The following is a 17003-nucleotide window of genomic DNA, read 5'->3' as shown; positions in this document are numbered from 1 at the left end:
TTTCTCAATCGAAAACGATAGCCGCCTTTCTAAATAAATATGACTATTCGCAAGCCGGTGCAGGAGGTCCAGCGAAAGAGCCTCTTGACTCTCTCTCGATGTCAATGAGATGAATAGGCAGCCAAAGCGCTTTGATTTATGGGGGGTGCTTTGAGCCGTTTATGTGATGGGAGGTAAATCACATGCAGAAGACCTTTTTGGCGACGGCGGCCTCGATAGTGCTGCTGTCGGGTGCGGCCTTTGCTGCCGATCTGAAATTCGCGCCGGGTGAGGACGCCAAGTTCAACTGGAAAAGCTACGAAGACTTCAAGGCGGCTCATGCCGACCTCAAAGGTCAGACGCTGACGATTTTCGGGCCCTGGCGCGGTGAGGATGAGGCGCTGTTCCAGACGGTGCTGGCCTATTTCTCCGATGCGACCGGCGTGAATGTCCGTTACTCCTCGTCGGAAAATTACGAGCAGCAGATCGTCATCGACACGCAGGCGGGTTCGCCGCCCAATATCGCAATCCTGCCGCAGCCTGGCCTTCTGGCCGATCTCGCCGCCAAGGGTTTTCTGGTGCCGCTCGGCGATGAGACCGCAAACTGGGTCAAGGACAATTACGGCGCCGGCCAGTCCTGGGTCGATCTCGGCAGCTACAAGGGCAAGGACGGCAACAAGGCTTACTTTGCATTTCCCTTCAAGGCCGACGTGAAGTCGCTCGTCTGGTACGTGCCTGAGAACTTCGAGGAAGCGGGCTATAAAGTGCCCGAGAGCATGGAAGACCTGTTCAAACTGACGGACCAGATCGTTGCCGATGGCGGCACGCCCTGGTGCATCGGCCTCGGGTCCGGCGGTGCGACCGGCTGGCCGGCAACCGACTGGGTCGAAGACCTGATGCTGCGCACGCAGCCGCTCGACGTCTACCAGAAATGGACGACCAACGAGGTCAAGTTCACCGATCCGGCCGTGGTTGCGGCAATCAACGAGTTCGGCAAATTCGCCAAGAACGAAAAATACGTCAGCGGCGGCGTCGCGGCCGTGGCCTCCACCGACTTCCGCGACAGCCCCAAGGGCCTCTTCGACATTCCGCCGAAGTGCTACCTGCACCATCAGGCGTCTTTCGTGCCGTCCTTCTTCCCTGATGGTACCAAGGTCGGAACGGACGTGGATTTCTTCTACATGCCGGCCTATGCCGCGAAGCCTGAACTCGGCAAGCCGGTTCTGGGCGCTGGCACGCTGGTCACCGTCACCAAGGAAGCGCCCGCCGCCAAGGCTTTCGTCGACTTCCTGAAAACCCCGATCGCCCATGAAGTGTGGATGGCGCAATCCAGCTTCCTGACGCCGTATAAGGGTGTGAATGTCGATGCCTATGCCAATGCGCAGATGAAGCGCCAGGGTGAAATCCTCACCTCCGCGACGACCTTCGGCTTTGATGGTTCCGACCTGATGCCGGGCAAGATCGGTGCCGGTGCATTCTGGACCGGCATGATCGATTTCGTCGGCGGCAAGTCCGCAGATCAGGTCGCCGCCGATATCCAGAAGGCCTGGGACGGCCTGAAGTAACGTCAATCCGGCTTGGCCCGGCGGTGATACCGCCGGGCCTTTGCCAACGGAACGACCCGACGACCGCATAAAATCAGCGCGGCGCGGAGAGGATCAAGGGAGGGAACATGGCTCAACAACTCGTTTCTGCCATAGGCGTCATGGTGGCCGGCGTTTTTGCCTGCGCCGCCTATTATTGGCTATCCGACAAACTGTTGCAGGTGATCTTTCCCGTCCGCTCGGGAGACGTGTTGCAGGCGTCGCGCAACCTCAATCGCCGCGCGGCGGTCCGGCCCTGGCTGTTCGTCGGCCCGGCCCTTCTCCTTCTTTTGGTCTATCTGGTCTATCCCGTCATCGCCACGCTGATCCTGTCGTTTTATGACCGGACCGGTGCCGAATTCGTCGGCCTTGCCAATTACCGCTGGGCGTTTTTCGATGCGGGTTTCCGCCAGTCGATCTTCAACAACATTCTCTGGCTGGCCGTGGTGCCGGCCGCCTGCACCTTCTTCGGTCTCGTCATCGCCGTCATGACCGACCGCATCTGGTGGGGCAACATCGCCAAATCCATCGTCTTCATGCCGATGGCCATCTCCTTCGTCGGCGCATCGGTCATCTGGAAATTCATCTACGAATACCGCGCCGAAGGGCAGGTGCAGATAGGTCTTCTGAATGCCGTCGTCGAGTTTTTCGGCGGCAATCCGGAGGTGTGGATTTCCATGCCGTTCTGGAACAACTTCTTCCTGATGGTTATCCTGATCTGGATTCAGACCGGTTTCGCCATGGTCATCCTGTCTGCGGCGCTGCGCGGCATTCCGGAGGAAACCATCGAGGCTGCGGTCATCGACGGCGCCAATGGCTGGCAGATCTTCTGGAAGATCATGGTCCCGCAAATCTGGGGCACCATCGCCGTCGTCTGGACAACGATCACCATTCTCGTTCTCAAGGTTTTCGATATCGTGCTGACCATGACCAACGGCCAGTGGAACACCATGGTTCTCGCCAACCTCATGTTCGACTGGATGTTCCGCGGTGGCGGCGATAGCGGCCGAAGTGCTGTCATCGCGCTCATCATCATGGCAGCCGTCACCCCGATCATGGTCTGGAATATCCGCCAGGCCAACCGCGAGATGGAGGGCCGCTGAGATGGATATCGTAAAACGTCTGCGCCGCGTCGGTCTGCCGCGCCTCATCGTCCACGCCAGCGTTCTGGTCGTCGTGCTTCTCTGGCTCCTGCCCACCCTCGGCATCCTCGTCAGCTCGCTGCGCGACAAGGACCAGATCACGGTGTCGGGCTGGTGGACGGCTTTCTCCAGCTCCGAACAGACGGCGGCGGTTCGCCTCGCCGATGCTGCCGTGCAGAAGCAGGACGGAAACCGCTATGTCATATCAGGCAACGTCTTCGAAAGCGGGCAGGGCGGCAAGATTGCGGCCTTCGGTGTCCGCGTGCAGGAGCCGACAGCCTTCAAGGCGGGTGAGGCGGCCGATATCGGCGACGGCGAGACGCTTCTCGTCAATGTCGACGGCACCTATGAATACAGCAAGGCCTCCAGCTTCGAAGGTGCGCGCGGCAAGCGGGTCTATCTATCCGTTGCGACGCCGCCGGTCTTCACGCTTGACAATTATCGCACGGTCCTGACCTCGGAAGGCATCGGCCAGTCCTTCGTCAACTCCTTGACGGTGGCCGTGCCCGCAACCGTCATCCCCATCCTCATCGCCGCCTTTGCCGCTTACGCCCTGTCATGGATGAACTTTTCCGGCCGCAATCTTCTGATTGCGATGGTGGTGGGCCTGATCGTCGTGCCGTTGCAGATGTCGCTGATCCCGCTTCTGAAACTCTACAACGAAATCGGCAATATCTTCGGCGTGCCGTCCAAGACCTATGCCGGCATCTGGCTGGCGCACACCGCCTTCGGTCTGCCGCTCGCCATCTACCTGCTGCGCAATTACATTTCCGGCCTGCCGAAAGAGATCATCGAAAGTGCTCGCGTCGATGGTGCGAGCGATTTCGAAATCTTCGTCAAGATCATCCTGCCGCTGTCCTTCCCGGCTCTCGCCTCCTTCGCCATCTTCCAGTTCCTGTGGACCTGGAACGACCTGCTCGTCGCCATGGTCTTCCTCGGCACGCAAAAGGACGAGCTGGTGCTGACCGGTGCGCTCAACGCGCTGCTTGGCTCGCGCGGCGGCAACTGGGAAATCCTCACCGCCTCGGCCTTCGTCACCATTGTCGTGCCGCTTGGCGTCTTCTTCGCCCTTCAACGTTATCTCGTGCGCGGCCTGCTCTCAGGCTCCGTCAAGGGAGGCTAATTATTCCATGAACGCCCATACCAGACAGGATGAGACAATGACCGCTCCGGTGACTTCCGCTTTGACGCCCAACAGGGATTGGTGGCGCGGCGCCGTGATCTACCAGATCTACCCGCGCTCCTATCAGGACTCCAACGGCGACGGCATCGGCGACCTCAAGGGCATCACCGACCGGCTGGCGCATATTGCCGGTCTCGGTGCGGATGCGATCTGGATTTCGCCCTTCTTCACCTCACCAATGAAGGATTTTGGTTACGACGTCTCTAACTATGTCGATGTCGATCCGATGTTCGGCACGCTTGCCGATTTCGACGGGCTGATTGCAGAGGCCCATCGCCTCGGCGTCCGCGTGATGATCGATCTGGTCCTGTCGCACACTTCGGATCAGCACCCGTGGTTCGTGGAAAGCCGTGCCAGCCGCAACAATGCGAAATCGGACTGGTATGTCTGGTCGGACAGCAAGCCTGATGGCACGCCGCCCAACAACTGGCTGTCGATCTTCGGCGGCTCCGGCTGGCAGTGGGATCCGACCCGCATGCAATATTACATGCACAATTTCCTGACCTCGCAGCCGGATCTCAATCTGCATAATCCGGAAGTGCAGGAGGAGCTGTTGAATGTCACCCGCTTCTGGTTGAAGCGCGGCGTCGATGGCTTCCGCCTCGATACGATCAACTTCTATTTCCACGACCTGCAACTGCGCGACAACCCGGCGCTGGCGCCGGAGCGCCGCAACGCCTCCACGGCGCCTGCGGTCAACCCGTATAACTTCCAGGAGCATCTCTACGACAAGAACCGCCCGGAAAACATCGCGTTCCTGAAGCGCTTCCGCGCGGTGCTCGACGAGTTCCCTGACATCGCCGCCGTCGGCGAAGTGGGCGACAGCCAGCGCGGTCTTGAAATCGTCGGCGAATATACCTCCGGCGATGACAAGATGCAGATGTGCTACGCCTTCGAATTCCTGGCGCCGGATGCGCTCACCCCGCAGCGTGTTGCCGATGTGCAGGCGGATTTCGCCAAAGCCGCACCGGAAGGCTGGGCCTGCTGGGCTTTCTCCAACCATGATGTCGTGCGCCATGTCAGCCGCTGGGGTGACCATGTCGAAGACAAGGATGCTTTCGCAAAGGTGCTTTCGGCGCTGTTGATGACGCAGCGTGGTTCCGTCTGCATCTATGAGGGTGAAGAACTGGGCCTGACCGAAGCCGATATCGCTTTCGAGGATTTGCAGGATCCCTACGGCATCCAGTTCTGGCCGGAATTCAAGGGCCGCGACGGCTGCCGCACGCCGATGGTGTGGGATGCGGGCCACGCTCAGGCCGGTTTCTCGACCGCCGACAAGACCTGGCTACCTATTCCTGCTGAACACAAGCAGCGCGCCGTCAGTGCCCAGCGGGGCAACGAGGCATCCGTGCTGGAGCACTACCGCCGGTTCCTCGCCTTCCGCAAAAAGCACCCGGCTTTCGCCAAGGGCGGCATCGAATTCCAGCCGGTGGAGGGTGACGTGCTGAGCTATACCCGCACGCTCGGCAACGAAACCGTTCTTTGCCTTTTCAATCTGTCCGCGACACCTGCAAAAGCGACGCTGCCGGAAGGGAGCTGGGAGGTTCTCGATGGCCATGGCTTTGCAAGCGGCCTTGAGGGTAAAACCGTAGAACTTCCGGCATGGGGCGCTTTCTTCGCCCGTTACGCCTGAAAAAATTGGGAGGAACGCCACATGACAAGTCTCGTTCTCAAGGATATCCGCAAATCATACGGGCAGGTAAAGGTTCTGCACGGCATTGATCTGGAGATAGAACAGGGCGAATTCATCGTTTTCGTCGGCCCCTCGGGCTGCGGAAAATCGACGCTTCTGCGGATGATCGCCGGTCTGGAGGAAATCACTGGCGGCGAGATGTATATTGATGGGCAACTGGTCAATGAAATCCCGCCTTCGCGCCGCGGCATCGCCATGGTGTTCCAGTCCTATGCGCTTTATCCGCATATGACGGTTTACGACAACATGGCCTTCGGCATGAAGATAGCCAGGGAAAGCCGCCAGGAGATCGACCGCCGCGTTCGCGCCGCCGCCGAAATCCTGCAACTGACTCAATATCTGGAGCGCCTGCCCAAAGCCCTGTCCGGCGGCCAGCGGCAACGCGTCGCCATCGGCCGGGCGATTTGCCGCAATCCCAAGGTCTTCCTGTTCGATGAGCCTCTGTCGAACCTCGATGCGGCACTGCGTGTCGCAACGCGCATCGAGATCGCCAAGCTCAACGAGCAGATGGCCGATACGACGATGATCTACGTCACCCACGATCAGGTGGAGGCGATGACGCTCGCGGACCGTATCGTCGTTTTGAATGCGGGCCGCGTAGAACAGGTCGGCCCACCGCTTGAGCTTTACGAAAACCCGGCCAACCTCTTCGTGGCGCGGTTCATCGGCTCGCCCGCGATGAACATCCTCGCGGCAAAAATCGTCGGAACCGGAGAGTGGACCTCCATCGAACTTGCCGGCGGCAAGACGCTCGCCGTCAATGTTCCCACACCTGCATCCGAGCAGGGCAAGGCTGCGAGCTTCGGTGTCAGGCCGGAAGATCTGAGCATCGTCACCGGCGATGATTATCTCTTCGAGGGCAAAGTCTCGATCGTGGAGGCTCTCGGTGAAGTGACCCTGCTTTATCTCGAGGCGCCCAAGGGGCAGGAGCCGATCATCGTCAAGGTGCCGGGCATCGTTTCCGTCGGCAAGGGCGAGACCCTTCGTTTTGCGGCTCCGCAGAAAAAGCTTCATCTCTTCAACGCCGAAGGCAAGACCTACCGCCTGTAATTGTCCCCGAGCACCCCAAGAGTCGGCCCCGGAACGGAAGACGTTCCGGGGTTTTTTCATGATTTTTTGTAGCTGTGGAAAAACGCCGGGAATGTGCCGCTTCCGGTCTGTTTAAGGCGACACTGATATAAATTGTTAAAGACTATGACCTAATCTTGGAGGCGTTTTAGAGCATGGGAGTCCGGGCGTGCAGAGCGGTGCAGGTGTTATCAAGAACAGTTACCTGACAAGGGAAGAATCCTTCATGTACGACCGCGAAGGCCGGTTTCGCATGGAAGATACCATGAATGCGGCGCGCATCGAATATACCGAGAAGGCCGTCATGCACATGGCCGCCCGCCGTTGCGACGTCACCCGCATCTCGCAGACCGAAGCGGTGCTGGCGCTGCTGACGAAATACAACCTGCCCGACCAGTTTTATCTGGATATCCCCGACGCCCGCGTCACCAAGATCGGCTGTGTGCTGTTGCGCGTCAATGTCAACAACACCATCCATGTTCGCTTCCTGCGCATGCTGACGCAAAAGGAACTGGACCGCATTTTCGTGTTCAGCACGCACCCTGCCCACAAGGACCGGAAGCTCGATGTTCGGTCGTTCTGAGTAACTCTCCAGCTATTGGCAAAACGGCTCGATCGGTGGTGTCCGTTGCTCACGTCGTCGTGTCCCATCATTGCTAACTATTATCACCAGATGGTATAAGGGGAGCGAAGAGGATATTGGCATGGCAAGCAGCGCTAATCTCGGTCATCACCTTGAAACCTATGTCTCCGATCTTGTGAAGTCGGGGCGGTATAACTCACGGAGCGAAGTGCTGCGGGAGGGCGTTCGGTTGGTGGAAGAGCGTGAAAAGAAACTGGCGGCTCTCGATGCAGCCATTGCACGGGGCATTGCCGATGCAGATGCGGACCGCGTCACACCGGTCGAAGATGTCGCATCGGAACTGGGTGCCAAATACCGGAAGATGGTGGAAGAACGCGGCTTGTGATTGTCGTTCTGACCGACGAGGCCAAAGTAGACTTCGAGCGCATCGGCGATTTTATTGCATCCGACAATCCCCGGCGGGCTGAAACATTCGTCGGCGAATTGCTTGACCGATGTTTAAGGCTTGCGGAAATGCCTCGGGCGTTCCCATTTGTGCCCCGTTACGAGAAAACCGGCATTCGCCGCCGCCCTTACGAAAATTATCTCGTTTTTATCGCATTGCCGAGACGCGCGTGGAAATTTTGCACATCTTGAACGGTGCCCAGGATTACGAATCCATTCTTTTCCCAAAAGACTAGCGGCAGACAGTCCCGCAATGATTGCCCCTGCGTTTGCGCCTTACCCGGCTAGGTCGCAGGTTCAAGAAAGCCCGCCCAGAACCGTTTGCTTCAGCTTCACATCCGGCACTTCGGCAAAGACAAGATCGCTGCGGCCGAAATAGGATTTCTGGTTGGTGGCGGACCAGTCGTTGCAGACGAGTTTGTAGCGCTCTCTCGTTTCCGGTTTTTCCGGCATGGCGTAAAGATAGTCGCCGGTGCGGTCGGCAAGCGGAATGTCACCATCCTGATTGCAACGCTTGAGGATTTGCGCAAGGATCTCGGCATCCACTTCCGTCACCATCAGCTTGCCGTCGAAACGCAGGGAAGCGTTGAAATCGTAGCGGCTGATATCACCCTGCGGCAGACCTGCGCCGAAGGAGGTGTGGCCGATGAAGCCGACATCCGCACCGGTTTTTGCGGCGATGAACTGCGCCACATGGCGTCCGGCCTCATCCACGGTCATCGCCTTTTCGGTTTTGCCGACGATCGCCCGTTCTTCTACCGTGAGATGTTCTTCGAGTGTCTGTTCGATCAGTCCTTTGAGCGCCGGAGAGGCGGGGACGCTGCTGTCGATGGCGACGGTCTCGATGGTCGGAGCCTTGCCGGAGGCAGCGATCGTCGCGATGGCCATGGAGGTGCACCATGAGCCGGTGTGGATATAGCGTGTGGCGCCCTGCGCATGGACGAAGTTCAGGTGATCGTGGCCACCGACCAGCAGGGTGCCATCCGGCAGCAATGGCAGGATGTCGCGGTCGGCAACGACGCCGGCGTGGCTGAGAACGATGTTGATCGCATCCCGCTTGACGATATCAGGTAGATTTTCCTTCGCCCATTCCACGGGCTGGGGAACATCCAGCATTTCGCGCGTCGCCTTCGGATAGGTGTTGATCGCGTTGGTGGCGAGGCCCGCAACGACGATCTGCCGTCCGCCCACACTCACCTCGGCGCTCGCCGGTGCGTAGGCAGCGCCGGTCCGCTTGTCGATGATGTTGGAAAGCACGGTGATGCCGAGCGCTTGGGCGCGGCTGACGAAATTGGCGAGATCATTGTCGATATCGGCCTCATGGTTGCCGATATTGATGACGGTGGGAGCGAGTTTTGCGAGTGCCGCCAGGAACGTCCACTCGATTTCGCCGCCCGAACGTGTCGCCACGGCATTACCGGTTTCGAACAGGTCACCGTTCAGAAGAATAATATGGGGCGCCCTGTCGGCGGCGATGCGGGTTTCTATTGCCGCGAGAAGCTGCCCGATGCGCTCATAGGCCGAATGCAGGTCGGCGATCACGATCGCGCGCAGGGCCACATCCTGTGCCGCAGCCGGCGCCGTCGCCACCATCAGTGGCAGCACGGCGGTGCCGGCCATGAGCTTCAGCACATCGCGGCGCTTGCTTGAGAAAATCGTCATATTCGGCCCCATCATCTTCAATTGCGCCATCGTCCCGCGGCTGGCTGAGAAGGCCCTATAGGGCGATCGTCACAGCCGCATGACAAGTTTGACGTTTAAGAGACGGGAAATAAAGCGGTTTCAACACCGGTTCTGCCGGGCAGAACAAAAGGATCGGAGGCGAAGGCCGGATCGGGCCTTCGCCTCCGGGCGATCAATGGAACAGAACGCTGGCGCCCTGATCGGCCGGGCCGACATTACGGCGGAAGGGGGCGAAAAGTTCGCGGCCCATGCCCCATTCGTTGCCGGAAAGATCGGCGCGCGCCGGTTCGCGCTTTGCCAGTTCCGCTGCGGAAACCAGCACTTCCAGCGAGCCGGAAACGGCGTCGAGGCGGATGATATCGCCGTCACGGATGAGCGAGATCGGGCCGCATTCGGAAGCTTCCGGCGTGACGTGGATTGCGGCCGGTACCTTGCCGGAAGCGCCGGACATGCGCCCGTCCGTCACCAGCGCGACTTTGAACCCACGGTCCTGAAGCACGCCGAGCGGCGGGGTCAGGCGGTGCAGTTCCGGCATGCCGTTGGCCTTCGGGCCCTGGAAGCGGACGACGGCGATGAAATCGCGGTTGAGCTTGCCGTCCTTGAACGCATCCTGAAGTTCCTGCTGGTCGTTGAAGACGATCGCGGGCGCCTCGATGATGTGGCGTTCGGGTTTGACAGCGGAAATCTTGATGACCGATTTGCCGAGATTGCCCGTCAGCATTTTCAGGCCGCCGGTTGGCTGGAATGGTGTTTCGATGCTGGAGAGAACCTTGGGATCGTGGCTCTGCTCGGGGGAGGGCTCGCGGGTTACCGCACCCTTTTCGTCAAGCTTGGCATCCACGGTGTAGGCTTCAAGACCATGTCCGAAGACGGTGCGCACATCGTCATGCACGAAGCCCTGCTTCAAAAGCTGCTTGATGAGGAAGCCCATGCCGCCGGCGGCGTGGAAGTGGTTCACATCCGCAAGTCCGTTGGGGTAGACGCGGGCGAGCAGCGGCACGATATCCGAGAGATCGGAAATATCCTGCCAGGTTAGAATAATGCCGGCAGCGCGCGCCATGGCGATCAGATGCATGGTGTGGTTGGTGGAGCCGCCCGTGGCATGCAGGCCGACGACACCGTTGACGATTGATCTTTCGTCGATCATCTCGCCCGCCGGGGTAAATTCATTGCCCTGTGCGGTGATGGCGAGCGCCCGCTTGGCGGCTTCGCGCGTCAGTGCTTCTCGCAGCGGCGTGCCGGGATTGATGAAGGAGGAGCCGGGCATATGGAAGCCCATGATCTCCATCAGCATCTGGTTGGAATTGGCCGTACCGTAGAAGGTGCAGGTGCCGGGACCATGATAGGATTTGGACTCGGCTTCCAGCAGTTCGGCGCGGCCGACCTTGCCTTCGGCATAAAGCTGGCGGATGCGAGACTTCTCGTCATTCGGCAGGCCTGTCGTCATCGGGCCGGCGGGAATGAAGACGGAGGGCAGGTGGCCGAAGGAAAGTGCTGCAATGACGAGGCCGGGCACGATCTTGTCGCAGATGCCGAGATAGACGGCCGCGTCGAACATGTTGTGCGATAGGCCGATGCCGGCGGCCATGGCGATGGCATCGCGGGAAAACAGCGAAAGCTCCATGCCCGGCTGGCCCTGGGTCACGCCGTCGCACATGGCTGGCACGGCACCTGCCACCTGCGCCACGCCGCCCGCTTGCGCGGCAGCCTCGCGGATGATCGCCGGAAAGGTCTCGTAGGGCTGGTGCGCCGACAGCATGTCGTTATAGGCGGTGATGATGCCGAGATTGCCAACCCGGTCGCCGGCAAGGAGGTCCTTGTCGGCGGGGGAACAGACCGCAAATCCATGCGCGAGATTGCCGCAGGAAAGAGTGGAGCGATGAACGCCTTTCGAAACCTGCAGCCGCAGCCGCTCGAGATAGGTCTCGCGGTAGGGCTTGGAACGTTCGACGATGCGGGCGGTAATGGCCTGAATGCGGGAATCGGCGGACATGAGCGTTCATCCTGTTCGTTGGTCGAGAACCGGCGTTCCGGGAGATGAAGGACCGGTTATCGTGTTTTCGTCTTCTTGTCGTCGGGCGCTGTCGCGGGCCGCTTGCGCGGCAACCGCGTCGGCTTATGGCGCCCAGTAAATATCCACGGCGGTTTCCGCCCGGTTCAGCACGGCGCGGATCGGCATTTCGTCCTCATCCTCGCCTGCCTGCGCTTTTTCGAGCGTCGCTTTTTTGGTGGCGCCTTCGATATGCAGCACCAGAAAGCCCGCATCGTGAAGGCTGGAGAAGTTGAACGTCAGTCGCTCTTCTCCCGCATTTTCCGCTGCCATGGTCAAAACGCCGCGCGGTTCGTCAAGGTCGAGCGCCTCGTAGAGATTGTCGCCACCGGGAAAGAACGACGCCGTGTGGCCATCTGTTCCCATGCCGAGCACAACGACATCGAACGGGTCGCAGATCGCCTCGGTCTTGACGGTCGCAAGCGTCGCCGCATCTTCAGGCGAGGCCGCCGGCTGGAACAGCGGCACGAAATAGGCCGCCTTCGCCTTGTTCTGCAAAAGGTTCTCGCCGACCAGACGATGGTTCGAGCGCTCGCTTTCCGGCGGCACGAAACGTTCGTCCACCAGCGTCACGCTGATGTTGCTCCAGTCGAGATCGTGGCGGGAAAGCGCCTGAAAGAACAGCTTGGGTGTGGAACCGCCGGAAACGGCAATGCTTGCCGTCCCATATTCTTTCGTTGCCGCGTCCAGGCGCTGGGCGACATCGGCCGCCAGGGCGTTCGCCAGTTCAGCGGCAGTGTCGAAGACATGCATTGTTTCGCTCATCTCCGCGCCCTCAATCAGCGTCATGCCAGGTGCGGCCATCGCGCTCGATCAGCGCGATCGAGCCGCTCGGACCCCAGGTCCCGGCAGTGTAGCCCTGTACGCCCTGCGCCAGATCTTCCCAGCTCTTGAGAATGGGGTCGACCCAGTCCCATGCCGCTTCCACTTCGTCGCGGCGCATGAACAGCGTCTGGTTGGAGCGGATGGTATCCATCAAAAGCCGTTCATAGGCGTCGGGGCTGCGCACGTTGAAGGCTTCGGCAAAGCTCATATCCAGCGAGACCTGACGCAGGCGCATGCCGCCCGGGCCGGGGTCCTTGATGAGGAGCGATTGCTTGACGCCTTCGTCCGGCTGCAGGCGAATGACCAGCTTGTTGGCCTCGATCTTGCCAGCCGCATCGTCGAAGATCGAATGCGGGATCTGCTTGAAGGTGACGACGATCTCGGAAACGCGGGTCGCAAGACGTTTGCCGGTGCGGATGTAGAAGGGAACGCCGGCCCAGCGCCAGTTGGCGATCTCGGCCTTGATGGCGACGAAGGTTTCCGTGTTGGAAACGCCGCCCTCAAGCTCCTCCAGATAACCCTTGACCGGTCCGCCTGCGGAAGCGCCGGCGCGGTACTGGCCGCGAACGGTGAGCTTCTCGACATTGCTGGTATCGATCCGCTTCAGCGAGCGCAGAACCTTCAGTTTCTCGTCACGCACGGCTTCCGCATTCATCGATGCGGGCGGCTCCATGGCAACGAGGCAGAGCAATTGCAGGATATGGTTCTGCACCATGTCGCGCAGCGCGCCGGCCTTGTCGTAATAACCCGCACGGCCCTCGAGCCCGACCGCTTCTGCGACCGTGATCTGCACATGGTCGATATGGGCCGAATTCCACAGCGGCTCGTAAAGAGCGTTGGCGAAACGCAGCGCCATCAGGTTCTGCACTGTCTCCTTGCCGAGATAGTGGTCGATACGGAAGATCTGTTCTTCCTTGAAGACATGGCCGATCGTGTCGTTGAGAATCTGAGCGGAAGCAAGGTCGCGACCGATCGGCTTTTCGACGACGATGCGGGTCGAGCGGGTGATCAGCTTGTGTTCGCGGATCTTGTCGGCGATATCGCCGAAAATGCCCGGCGCGACAGCCAGATAAAATGCGCGTATGCGCTCCTTGCCCTCATCGAGCAGTTTTTTCAGCAGGTCCCATCCATTGCCGGACTTGGCGTCGACGGGCACATAGAAAATCCGGTTGAGAAACAGCGCGACCTGCGCATCGTCATATTCGCCCGCCTTCAGATGCTCCTTCAGCGCGTCCTGCGCGAATTTGCGATATTCCTCGTGGGTCATGACCGAACGCGACGCGCCGATGATGCGGGTAGGCTCCGTGAACTGGCCTTCGACCTGACGGTGATAAAGGGCCGGCAGAAGCTTGCGCTCCGCCAGATCGCCGGTGCCGCCGAAAACGACACAATCAAAAGCTTCAACAGGAATAATCTGACTGCTCATATCGATTCTCTCGATCTTCAAGGGTTGGGGCATCCATAATCTAATCGATTTAAAAATGCCAGTCTCAGTTATGTGAAATTATGATTTTTGGCTTTCGCGGGATGAAACCGGTGCCGATATCGTCATTTGTTATGCCGGCTGGAAGGCAGTTTTTTTGAACATGCCCCTTGCCGGCGGTGGAACGGAAAAAAAGAAGAAAACGATAATCGCTGCAATTTTCACCATCCATGATCGCGGTGTCGGTTCATCGGCGTTGCATGACGCATCGACACTGTCCAGCAGCAGTTTCGCATCATGTCGTTGCCATTCGGGCACGCGGATTTCCATGCCTCCGAAAGCGACAGCCAAATGCCAGTTTACGGAAACAATATGCGCTGCCGGGACCGTGATGTGGATGCCGTAGGCGCGCAGAAACGAGCATGTCACCGCAGTTTCCGCCATCCCGTAACCGGTCGCAATCGTTATAAGCCTGTCGCTGGGTCTTTGCATCTGATCTCCGGAAGTAGGCAGCTTTCCTAAAACCTGTCCCGCAACGCATACCATGACAACGCCAGGAACAGCAGCGGCGCCCGCAGCGAAGCCCCGCCCGGAAAGGACGGTACCTTCAGCCGGGCAAAGGGCGCCAGCATGTCCTTTTTGCCGAGAACGAGATCGGCATAGAGCTTGCCGCAATAGTTCGAGAGCATCACCCCATGGCCGGAATAGCCACCGATGGAGGTGACACCGGGCATCACTTCCCGCACGAAGACCTGTCGCGGCAGGGTGATGCCGACGGAACCGCCCCATGAATGGGTGACATCGACATTTTCAAGCTCAGGATAGATTTCCGCGATCTGACGGCGGATATGGCTGGAAATATCGCGTGGCGTATCGGCGGTGTAGGCTTCGCGCCCGCCAAACAGCAGCCGGTTGTCGGCCGTCTTGCGGAAGTAGCGCACCACGAAACGGGAATCGGCGACGGCTTGCCTGCCGGGAATGATGTCGGGATAAGCGTCGAGCGGCGCGGTCGCGCCGATGAAAGAGCGGATCGGCATGATATGGGCGGCCGTCACCGGTTCCAGATTGCCGATATAGGCATTGGTCGCGATAAGCACCCGCGTCGCCGTCAGCGTACCGCTGGGCGTTTCGATGATCGTCTTGCCGCCGGACTGGTGGATGGATCTGGCGGGCGTCATTTCGTGAATATCCGCGCCTGCGGCTTTTGCCGCTTTGGCAAGGCCGACCAGCAGCTTCAGCGGATGGATATGGCCGGTGCCGGTGTCGTGGGTACCGCCGAAATAATGGGTGGAGCCGACACGTTTGCGCGCCTCCGCCCGCTCCATGTAGGAAATATGCGGATAGCCGTAGCGATTGTTCATCGCATCGACGCTTTTGCGGTAGTCGTCTTCGTAAGCTGCCTTGTGCGCCACATAGAGCTGCCCCGGCAGATATTCCATGTCTATGCCGTGGTCGCGGGCGAAGTCGAGGACGTAATGTTTGGCATTCTCGGCAATGTCGAATAGCACCTTCGATTGCTCGAAGCCGATCTGCTCTTCCATCTCGTCGGGAAACGAGCGCTGGCCGGTGCCGAACTGTCCGCCGTTGCGGCCTGACGCGCCGTCACCGAAACGATGCGCCTCGATGAGGGCGACGGAAACGCCGTTGGCTGCGAGATTGCAGGCAGCCTGAAGGCCGGTGTAACCGCCGCCGATAATCGCGACGTCCACCTGTTTTGACCCGTCAAGCGCCGGATATTCCGGCCGCTCGCCAACGGTTGCCTGATACCAGGAAATTCCCGGCGCAATCGGGCTTTGCCATGTCATGCTGCGAACACCTCACACGTTGAGAAGCAGGAATTCCCGCTCCCAGGGGCTGATGACCTGCATGAAGGTCTCGAATTCCCCGCGTTTCAGGCCCGCATAAAGGCCAACGAATTCATGGCCGAACACCCGCTCGAACTGTTCTTCGCCCTCAAGCAGCGCCACGGCTTCCAGAAGGCCGCGCGGCAGGTCGATGGAGCCTTCGTTTGCCGTCTCGGCGGTCGGCTCGGTCGGTTCGATATTGTTGACGATGCCCAGCCAGCCGCAGGCAAGCGAAGCGGCAAGCGCGAGATAGGGATTGGCATCCGAACTCGGCAGGCGGTTTTCGACGCGCCGCGCCTGCGGGCTTGAAATCGGCACCCGGAAGGCTGTGGTACGGTTGTCGTAACCCCAGGCATTGTTGACCGGGCAGGCCATGTCGGGCGTCAGGCGGCGATAGGAGTTCACGTAGGGCGCAAGCATCACCAGCGCATTTGGAACGTAACGCTGCATGCCGCCCACGAAGGAGAAGAACTCCTTGGAAGGGCCGCCGTCCTTGTTCGTGAAAATATTGCGACCGCCGTCGATTTCCACCACCGACTGGTGGATATGCATGGCCGAACCGGGTTGGCCCTGCATGGGCTTGGCCATGAAGGTGGCGTAGATGCCATGCTTCAGGGCAGCCTCGCGGATGGTCCGTTTGAATAGGAACACCTGGTCGGCAAGTTCGATCGGATCGCCGTGACGCAGGTTGATTTCAAGCTGGGCCGGGCCTTCCTCGTGGATCAGCGTGTCGATCTCGAGGCCCTGTTTTTCGGAGAAATGATAGATGTCGTCGATCAACTCGTCGAATTCGTTGATGCCGGCGATCGAATAGCTCTGTCCGCCGACGATCGAACGGCCGGAGCGGCCCTTCGGCGGATGCAGCGGATAATCCGGGTCGTCGTTCATGGCGACCAGATAGAACTCGATCTCCGGAGCCACGACCGGCTTCCAGCCCTTTTCACTGTAGAGCGAAAGAACGTTCCTCAACACGTTGCGTGGCGTGTAAGGAACGAAATTGCCCTCGACATCCACCACGTCGCAGATTACCTGCGCGGTCGGGTCGCTTTCCCACGGCACGACGGAGAGCGTGGAAAGGTCCGGCACCAGCTTCAGGTCGCTATCGCGCGGCTCGTAGCGGAAGTTTGCGGTCTCATCGGGATATTCGCCTGAGATCGTGTGGCGGTAGAGCGCGGAGGGCAGGGCGAGCGAGGTGTCGCCCGTGAATTTCGCCGTCGGCATCATCTTGCCACGCGCAACTCCGGCAAGATCGGGTGTTATGCACTCGATATCCTCGATACCACGCGCCCTCAACCATTGCGAAGCTTCGCGCCAGGAGGAAACGCCACGGGTGGAGGAGAGGTCGAGAGGAGGTTTTTTTGCCATGGTTGCCTGTTTTTTCGGGCGGAGCATGGTTTTCTTCGAGGGCATGTATCACCGGGTCTGTGTTTCGACTGGCGCCATCATAACCGGAGTTTGGCAATTGGCGAGGGGGAAAGCGCCATTGACAATGGGCGGCACTTC

14 protein-coding genes and 1 pseudogene are annotated in these 17003 nt (G+C 59.7%); 8 read left to right on the top strand and 7 right to left on the bottom strand.

Going from position 1 to position 17003, the window contains the following annotated elements; translation table 11 throughout:
• The first annotated feature begins 182 nt into the window (after window positions 1-182).
• The 8 genes and pseudogenes from QSK43_RS00505 (at window position 183) to QSK43_RS00470 (ending at window position 7911) form a co-directional block, all read left to right on the top strand.
• The gene (locus QSK43_RS00505; RefSeq protein WP_332301928.1) at window positions 183-1544 is read left to right on the top strand and encodes an ABC transporter substrate-binding protein; all 1362 of its coding nucleotides are present in this window, start codon (window positions 183-185) and stop codon (window positions 1542-1544) included.
• Window positions 1545-1651: 107 nt separating this feature from the next.
• The gene (locus tag QSK43_RS00500) at window positions 1652-2665 is read left to right on the top strand and encodes a carbohydrate ABC transporter permease (RefSeq protein ID WP_045021966.1); all 1014 of its coding nucleotides are present in this window, start codon (window positions 1652-1654) and stop codon (window positions 2663-2665) included.
• A gap of 1 nt (window position 2666) precedes the next feature.
• A complete protein-coding gene (locus QSK43_RS00495) occupies window positions 2667-3827 on the top strand; it encodes a carbohydrate ABC transporter permease (protein ID WP_332301927.1) in 1161 nt (386 codons plus the stop codon).
• A 37-nt stretch (window positions 3828-3864) separates the two neighbouring features.
• Entirely contained in the window at window positions 3865-5520 is a 1656-nt protein-coding gene (gene bglA / locus QSK43_RS00490; protein WP_332301926.1) for a beta-galactosidase BglA, read from the top strand.
• A gap of 21 nt (window positions 5521-5541) precedes the next feature.
• A complete protein-coding gene (locus QSK43_RS00485) occupies window positions 5542-6630 on the top strand; it encodes an ABC transporter ATP-binding protein (RefSeq protein WP_332301925.1) in 1089 nt (362 codons plus the stop codon).
• 244 nt (window positions 6631-6874) lie between these two features.
• Complete coding sequence (locus QSK43_RS00480; protein WP_045021963.1) at window positions 6875-7231, top strand: hypothetical protein; 357 nt, start codon at window positions 6875-6877, stop codon at window positions 7229-7231.
• 121 nt (window positions 7232-7352) lie between these two features.
• Entirely contained in the window at window positions 7353-7616 is a 264-nt protein-coding gene (locus tag QSK43_RS00475; RefSeq protein ID WP_332301924.1) for a type II toxin-antitoxin system ParD family antitoxin, read from the top strand.
• Window positions 7613-7911 (top strand): annotated as a pseudogene (locus QSK43_RS00470) (type II toxin-antitoxin system RelE/ParE family toxin). Before QSK43_RS00475 ends, QSK43_RS00470 begins: the two are co-directional and overlap by 4 nt.
• A gap of 61 nt (window positions 7912-7972) precedes the next feature.
• Here the strand turns inward: QSK43_RS00470 and QSK43_RS00465 are convergent.
• The 7 genes from QSK43_RS00465 to QSK43_RS00435 all read right to left on the bottom strand — a co-directional run bounded on the left by QSK43_RS00465 (window position 7973) and on the right by QSK43_RS00435 (window position 16910).
• The gene (locus tag QSK43_RS00465) at window positions 7973-9337 is read right to left on the bottom strand and encodes a metallophosphoesterase (protein WP_332301923.1); all 1365 of its coding nucleotides are present in this window, start codon (window positions 9335-9337) and stop codon (window positions 7973-7975) included.
• Between the two features lie 193 nt (window positions 9338-9530).
• Window positions 9531-11351, bottom strand: coding sequence for a phosphogluconate dehydratase (edd, locus tag QSK43_RS00460; protein WP_332301922.1), 1821 nt, complete (start codon window positions 11349-11351; stop codon window positions 9531-9533).
• Between the two features lie 123 nt (window positions 11352-11474).
• Complete coding sequence (gene pgl, locus QSK43_RS00455) at window positions 11475-12173, bottom strand: 6-phosphogluconolactonase (RefSeq protein WP_332301921.1); 699 nt, start codon at window positions 12171-12173, stop codon at window positions 11475-11477.
• A gap of 10 nt (window positions 12174-12183) precedes the next feature.
• Window positions 12184-13659, bottom strand: coding sequence for a glucose-6-phosphate dehydrogenase (gene zwf / locus QSK43_RS00450; RefSeq protein ID WP_045021959.1), 1476 nt, complete (start codon window positions 13657-13659; stop codon window positions 12184-12186).
• 129 nt (window positions 13660-13788) lie between these two features.
• Entirely contained in the window at window positions 13789-14100 is a 312-nt protein-coding gene (locus QSK43_RS00445) for a hypothetical protein (protein WP_332301920.1), read from the bottom strand.
• A gap of 74 nt (window positions 14101-14174) precedes the next feature.
• Entirely contained in the window at window positions 14175-15461 is a 1287-nt protein-coding gene (locus tag QSK43_RS00440; RefSeq protein WP_332301919.1) for an NAD(P)/FAD-dependent oxidoreductase, read from the bottom strand.
• A gap of 12 nt (window positions 15462-15473) precedes the next feature.
• The gene (locus QSK43_RS00435; protein WP_045021956.1) at window positions 15474-16910 is read right to left on the bottom strand and encodes a glutamine synthetase family protein; all 1437 of its coding nucleotides are present in this window, start codon (window positions 16908-16910) and stop codon (window positions 15474-15476) included.
• Between the last annotated feature and the right edge of the window lie 93 nt (window positions 16911-17003).

Origin of the sequence: Rhizobium sp. GR12, from assembly GCF_036596185.1 — a bacterium.
GTDB lineage: Bacteria > Pseudomonadota > Alphaproteobacteria > Rhizobiales > Rhizobiaceae > Agrobacterium > Agrobacterium nepotum.
The sequence above is the reverse complement of the archived record's forward strand: the minus strand, read 5'-3'. Positions and strand labels throughout refer to the sequence as shown.

Bases quoted from the DNA above. Each gene is read 5' to 3' on its own strand.
- QSK43_RS00440 (WP_332301919.1), bottom strand. From the start codon at position 15,461: ATGACATGGCAAAGCCCGATTGCGCCGGGAATTTCCTGGTATCAGGCA.
- QSK43_RS00480 (WP_045021963.1), top strand. From the start codon at position 6,875: ATGTACGACCGCGAAGGCCGGTTTCGCATGGAAGATACCATGAATGCG.
- QSK43_RS00445 (WP_332301920.1), bottom strand. From the start codon at position 14,100: ATGGCGGAAACTGCGGTGACATGCTCGTTTCTGCGCGCCTACGGCATC.
- bglA (WP_332301926.1), top strand. From the start codon at position 3,865: ATGACCGCTCCGGTGACTTCCGCTTTGACGCCCAACAGGGATTGGTGG.
- QSK43_RS00435 (WP_045021956.1), bottom strand. From the start codon at position 16,910: ATGCCCTCGAAGAAAACCATGCTCCGCCCGAAAAAACAGGCAACCATG.
- QSK43_RS00475 (WP_332301924.1), top strand. From the start codon at position 7,353: ATGGCAAGCAGCGCTAATCTCGGTCATCACCTTGAAACCTATGTCTCC.
- QSK43_RS00485 (WP_332301925.1), top strand. From the start codon at position 5,542: ATGACAAGTCTCGTTCTCAAGGATATCCGCAAATCATACGGGCAGGTA.
- zwf (WP_045021959.1), bottom strand. From the start codon at position 13,659: ATGAGCAGTCAGATTATTCCTGTTGAAGCTTTTGATTGTGTCGTTTTC.
- QSK43_RS00500 (WP_045021966.1), top strand. From the start codon at position 1,652: ATGGCTCAACAACTCGTTTCTGCCATAGGCGTCATGGTGGCCGGCGTT.
- pgl (WP_332301921.1), bottom strand. From the start codon at position 12,173: ATGAGCGAAACAATGCATGTCTTCGACACTGCCGCTGAACTGGCGAAC.
- QSK43_RS00495 (WP_332301927.1), top strand. From the start codon at position 2,667: ATGGATATCGTAAAACGTCTGCGCCGCGTCGGTCTGCCGCGCCTCATC.
- QSK43_RS00465 (WP_332301923.1), bottom strand. From the start codon at position 9,337: ATGACGATTTTCTCAAGCAAGCGCCGCGATGTGCTGAAGCTCATGGCC.
- QSK43_RS00505 (WP_332301928.1), top strand. From the start codon at position 183: ATGCAGAAGACCTTTTTGGCGACGGCGGCCTCGATAGTGCTGCTGTCG.
- edd (WP_332301922.1), bottom strand. From the start codon at position 11,351: ATGTCCGCCGATTCCCGCATTCAGGCCATTACCGCCCGCATCGTCGAA.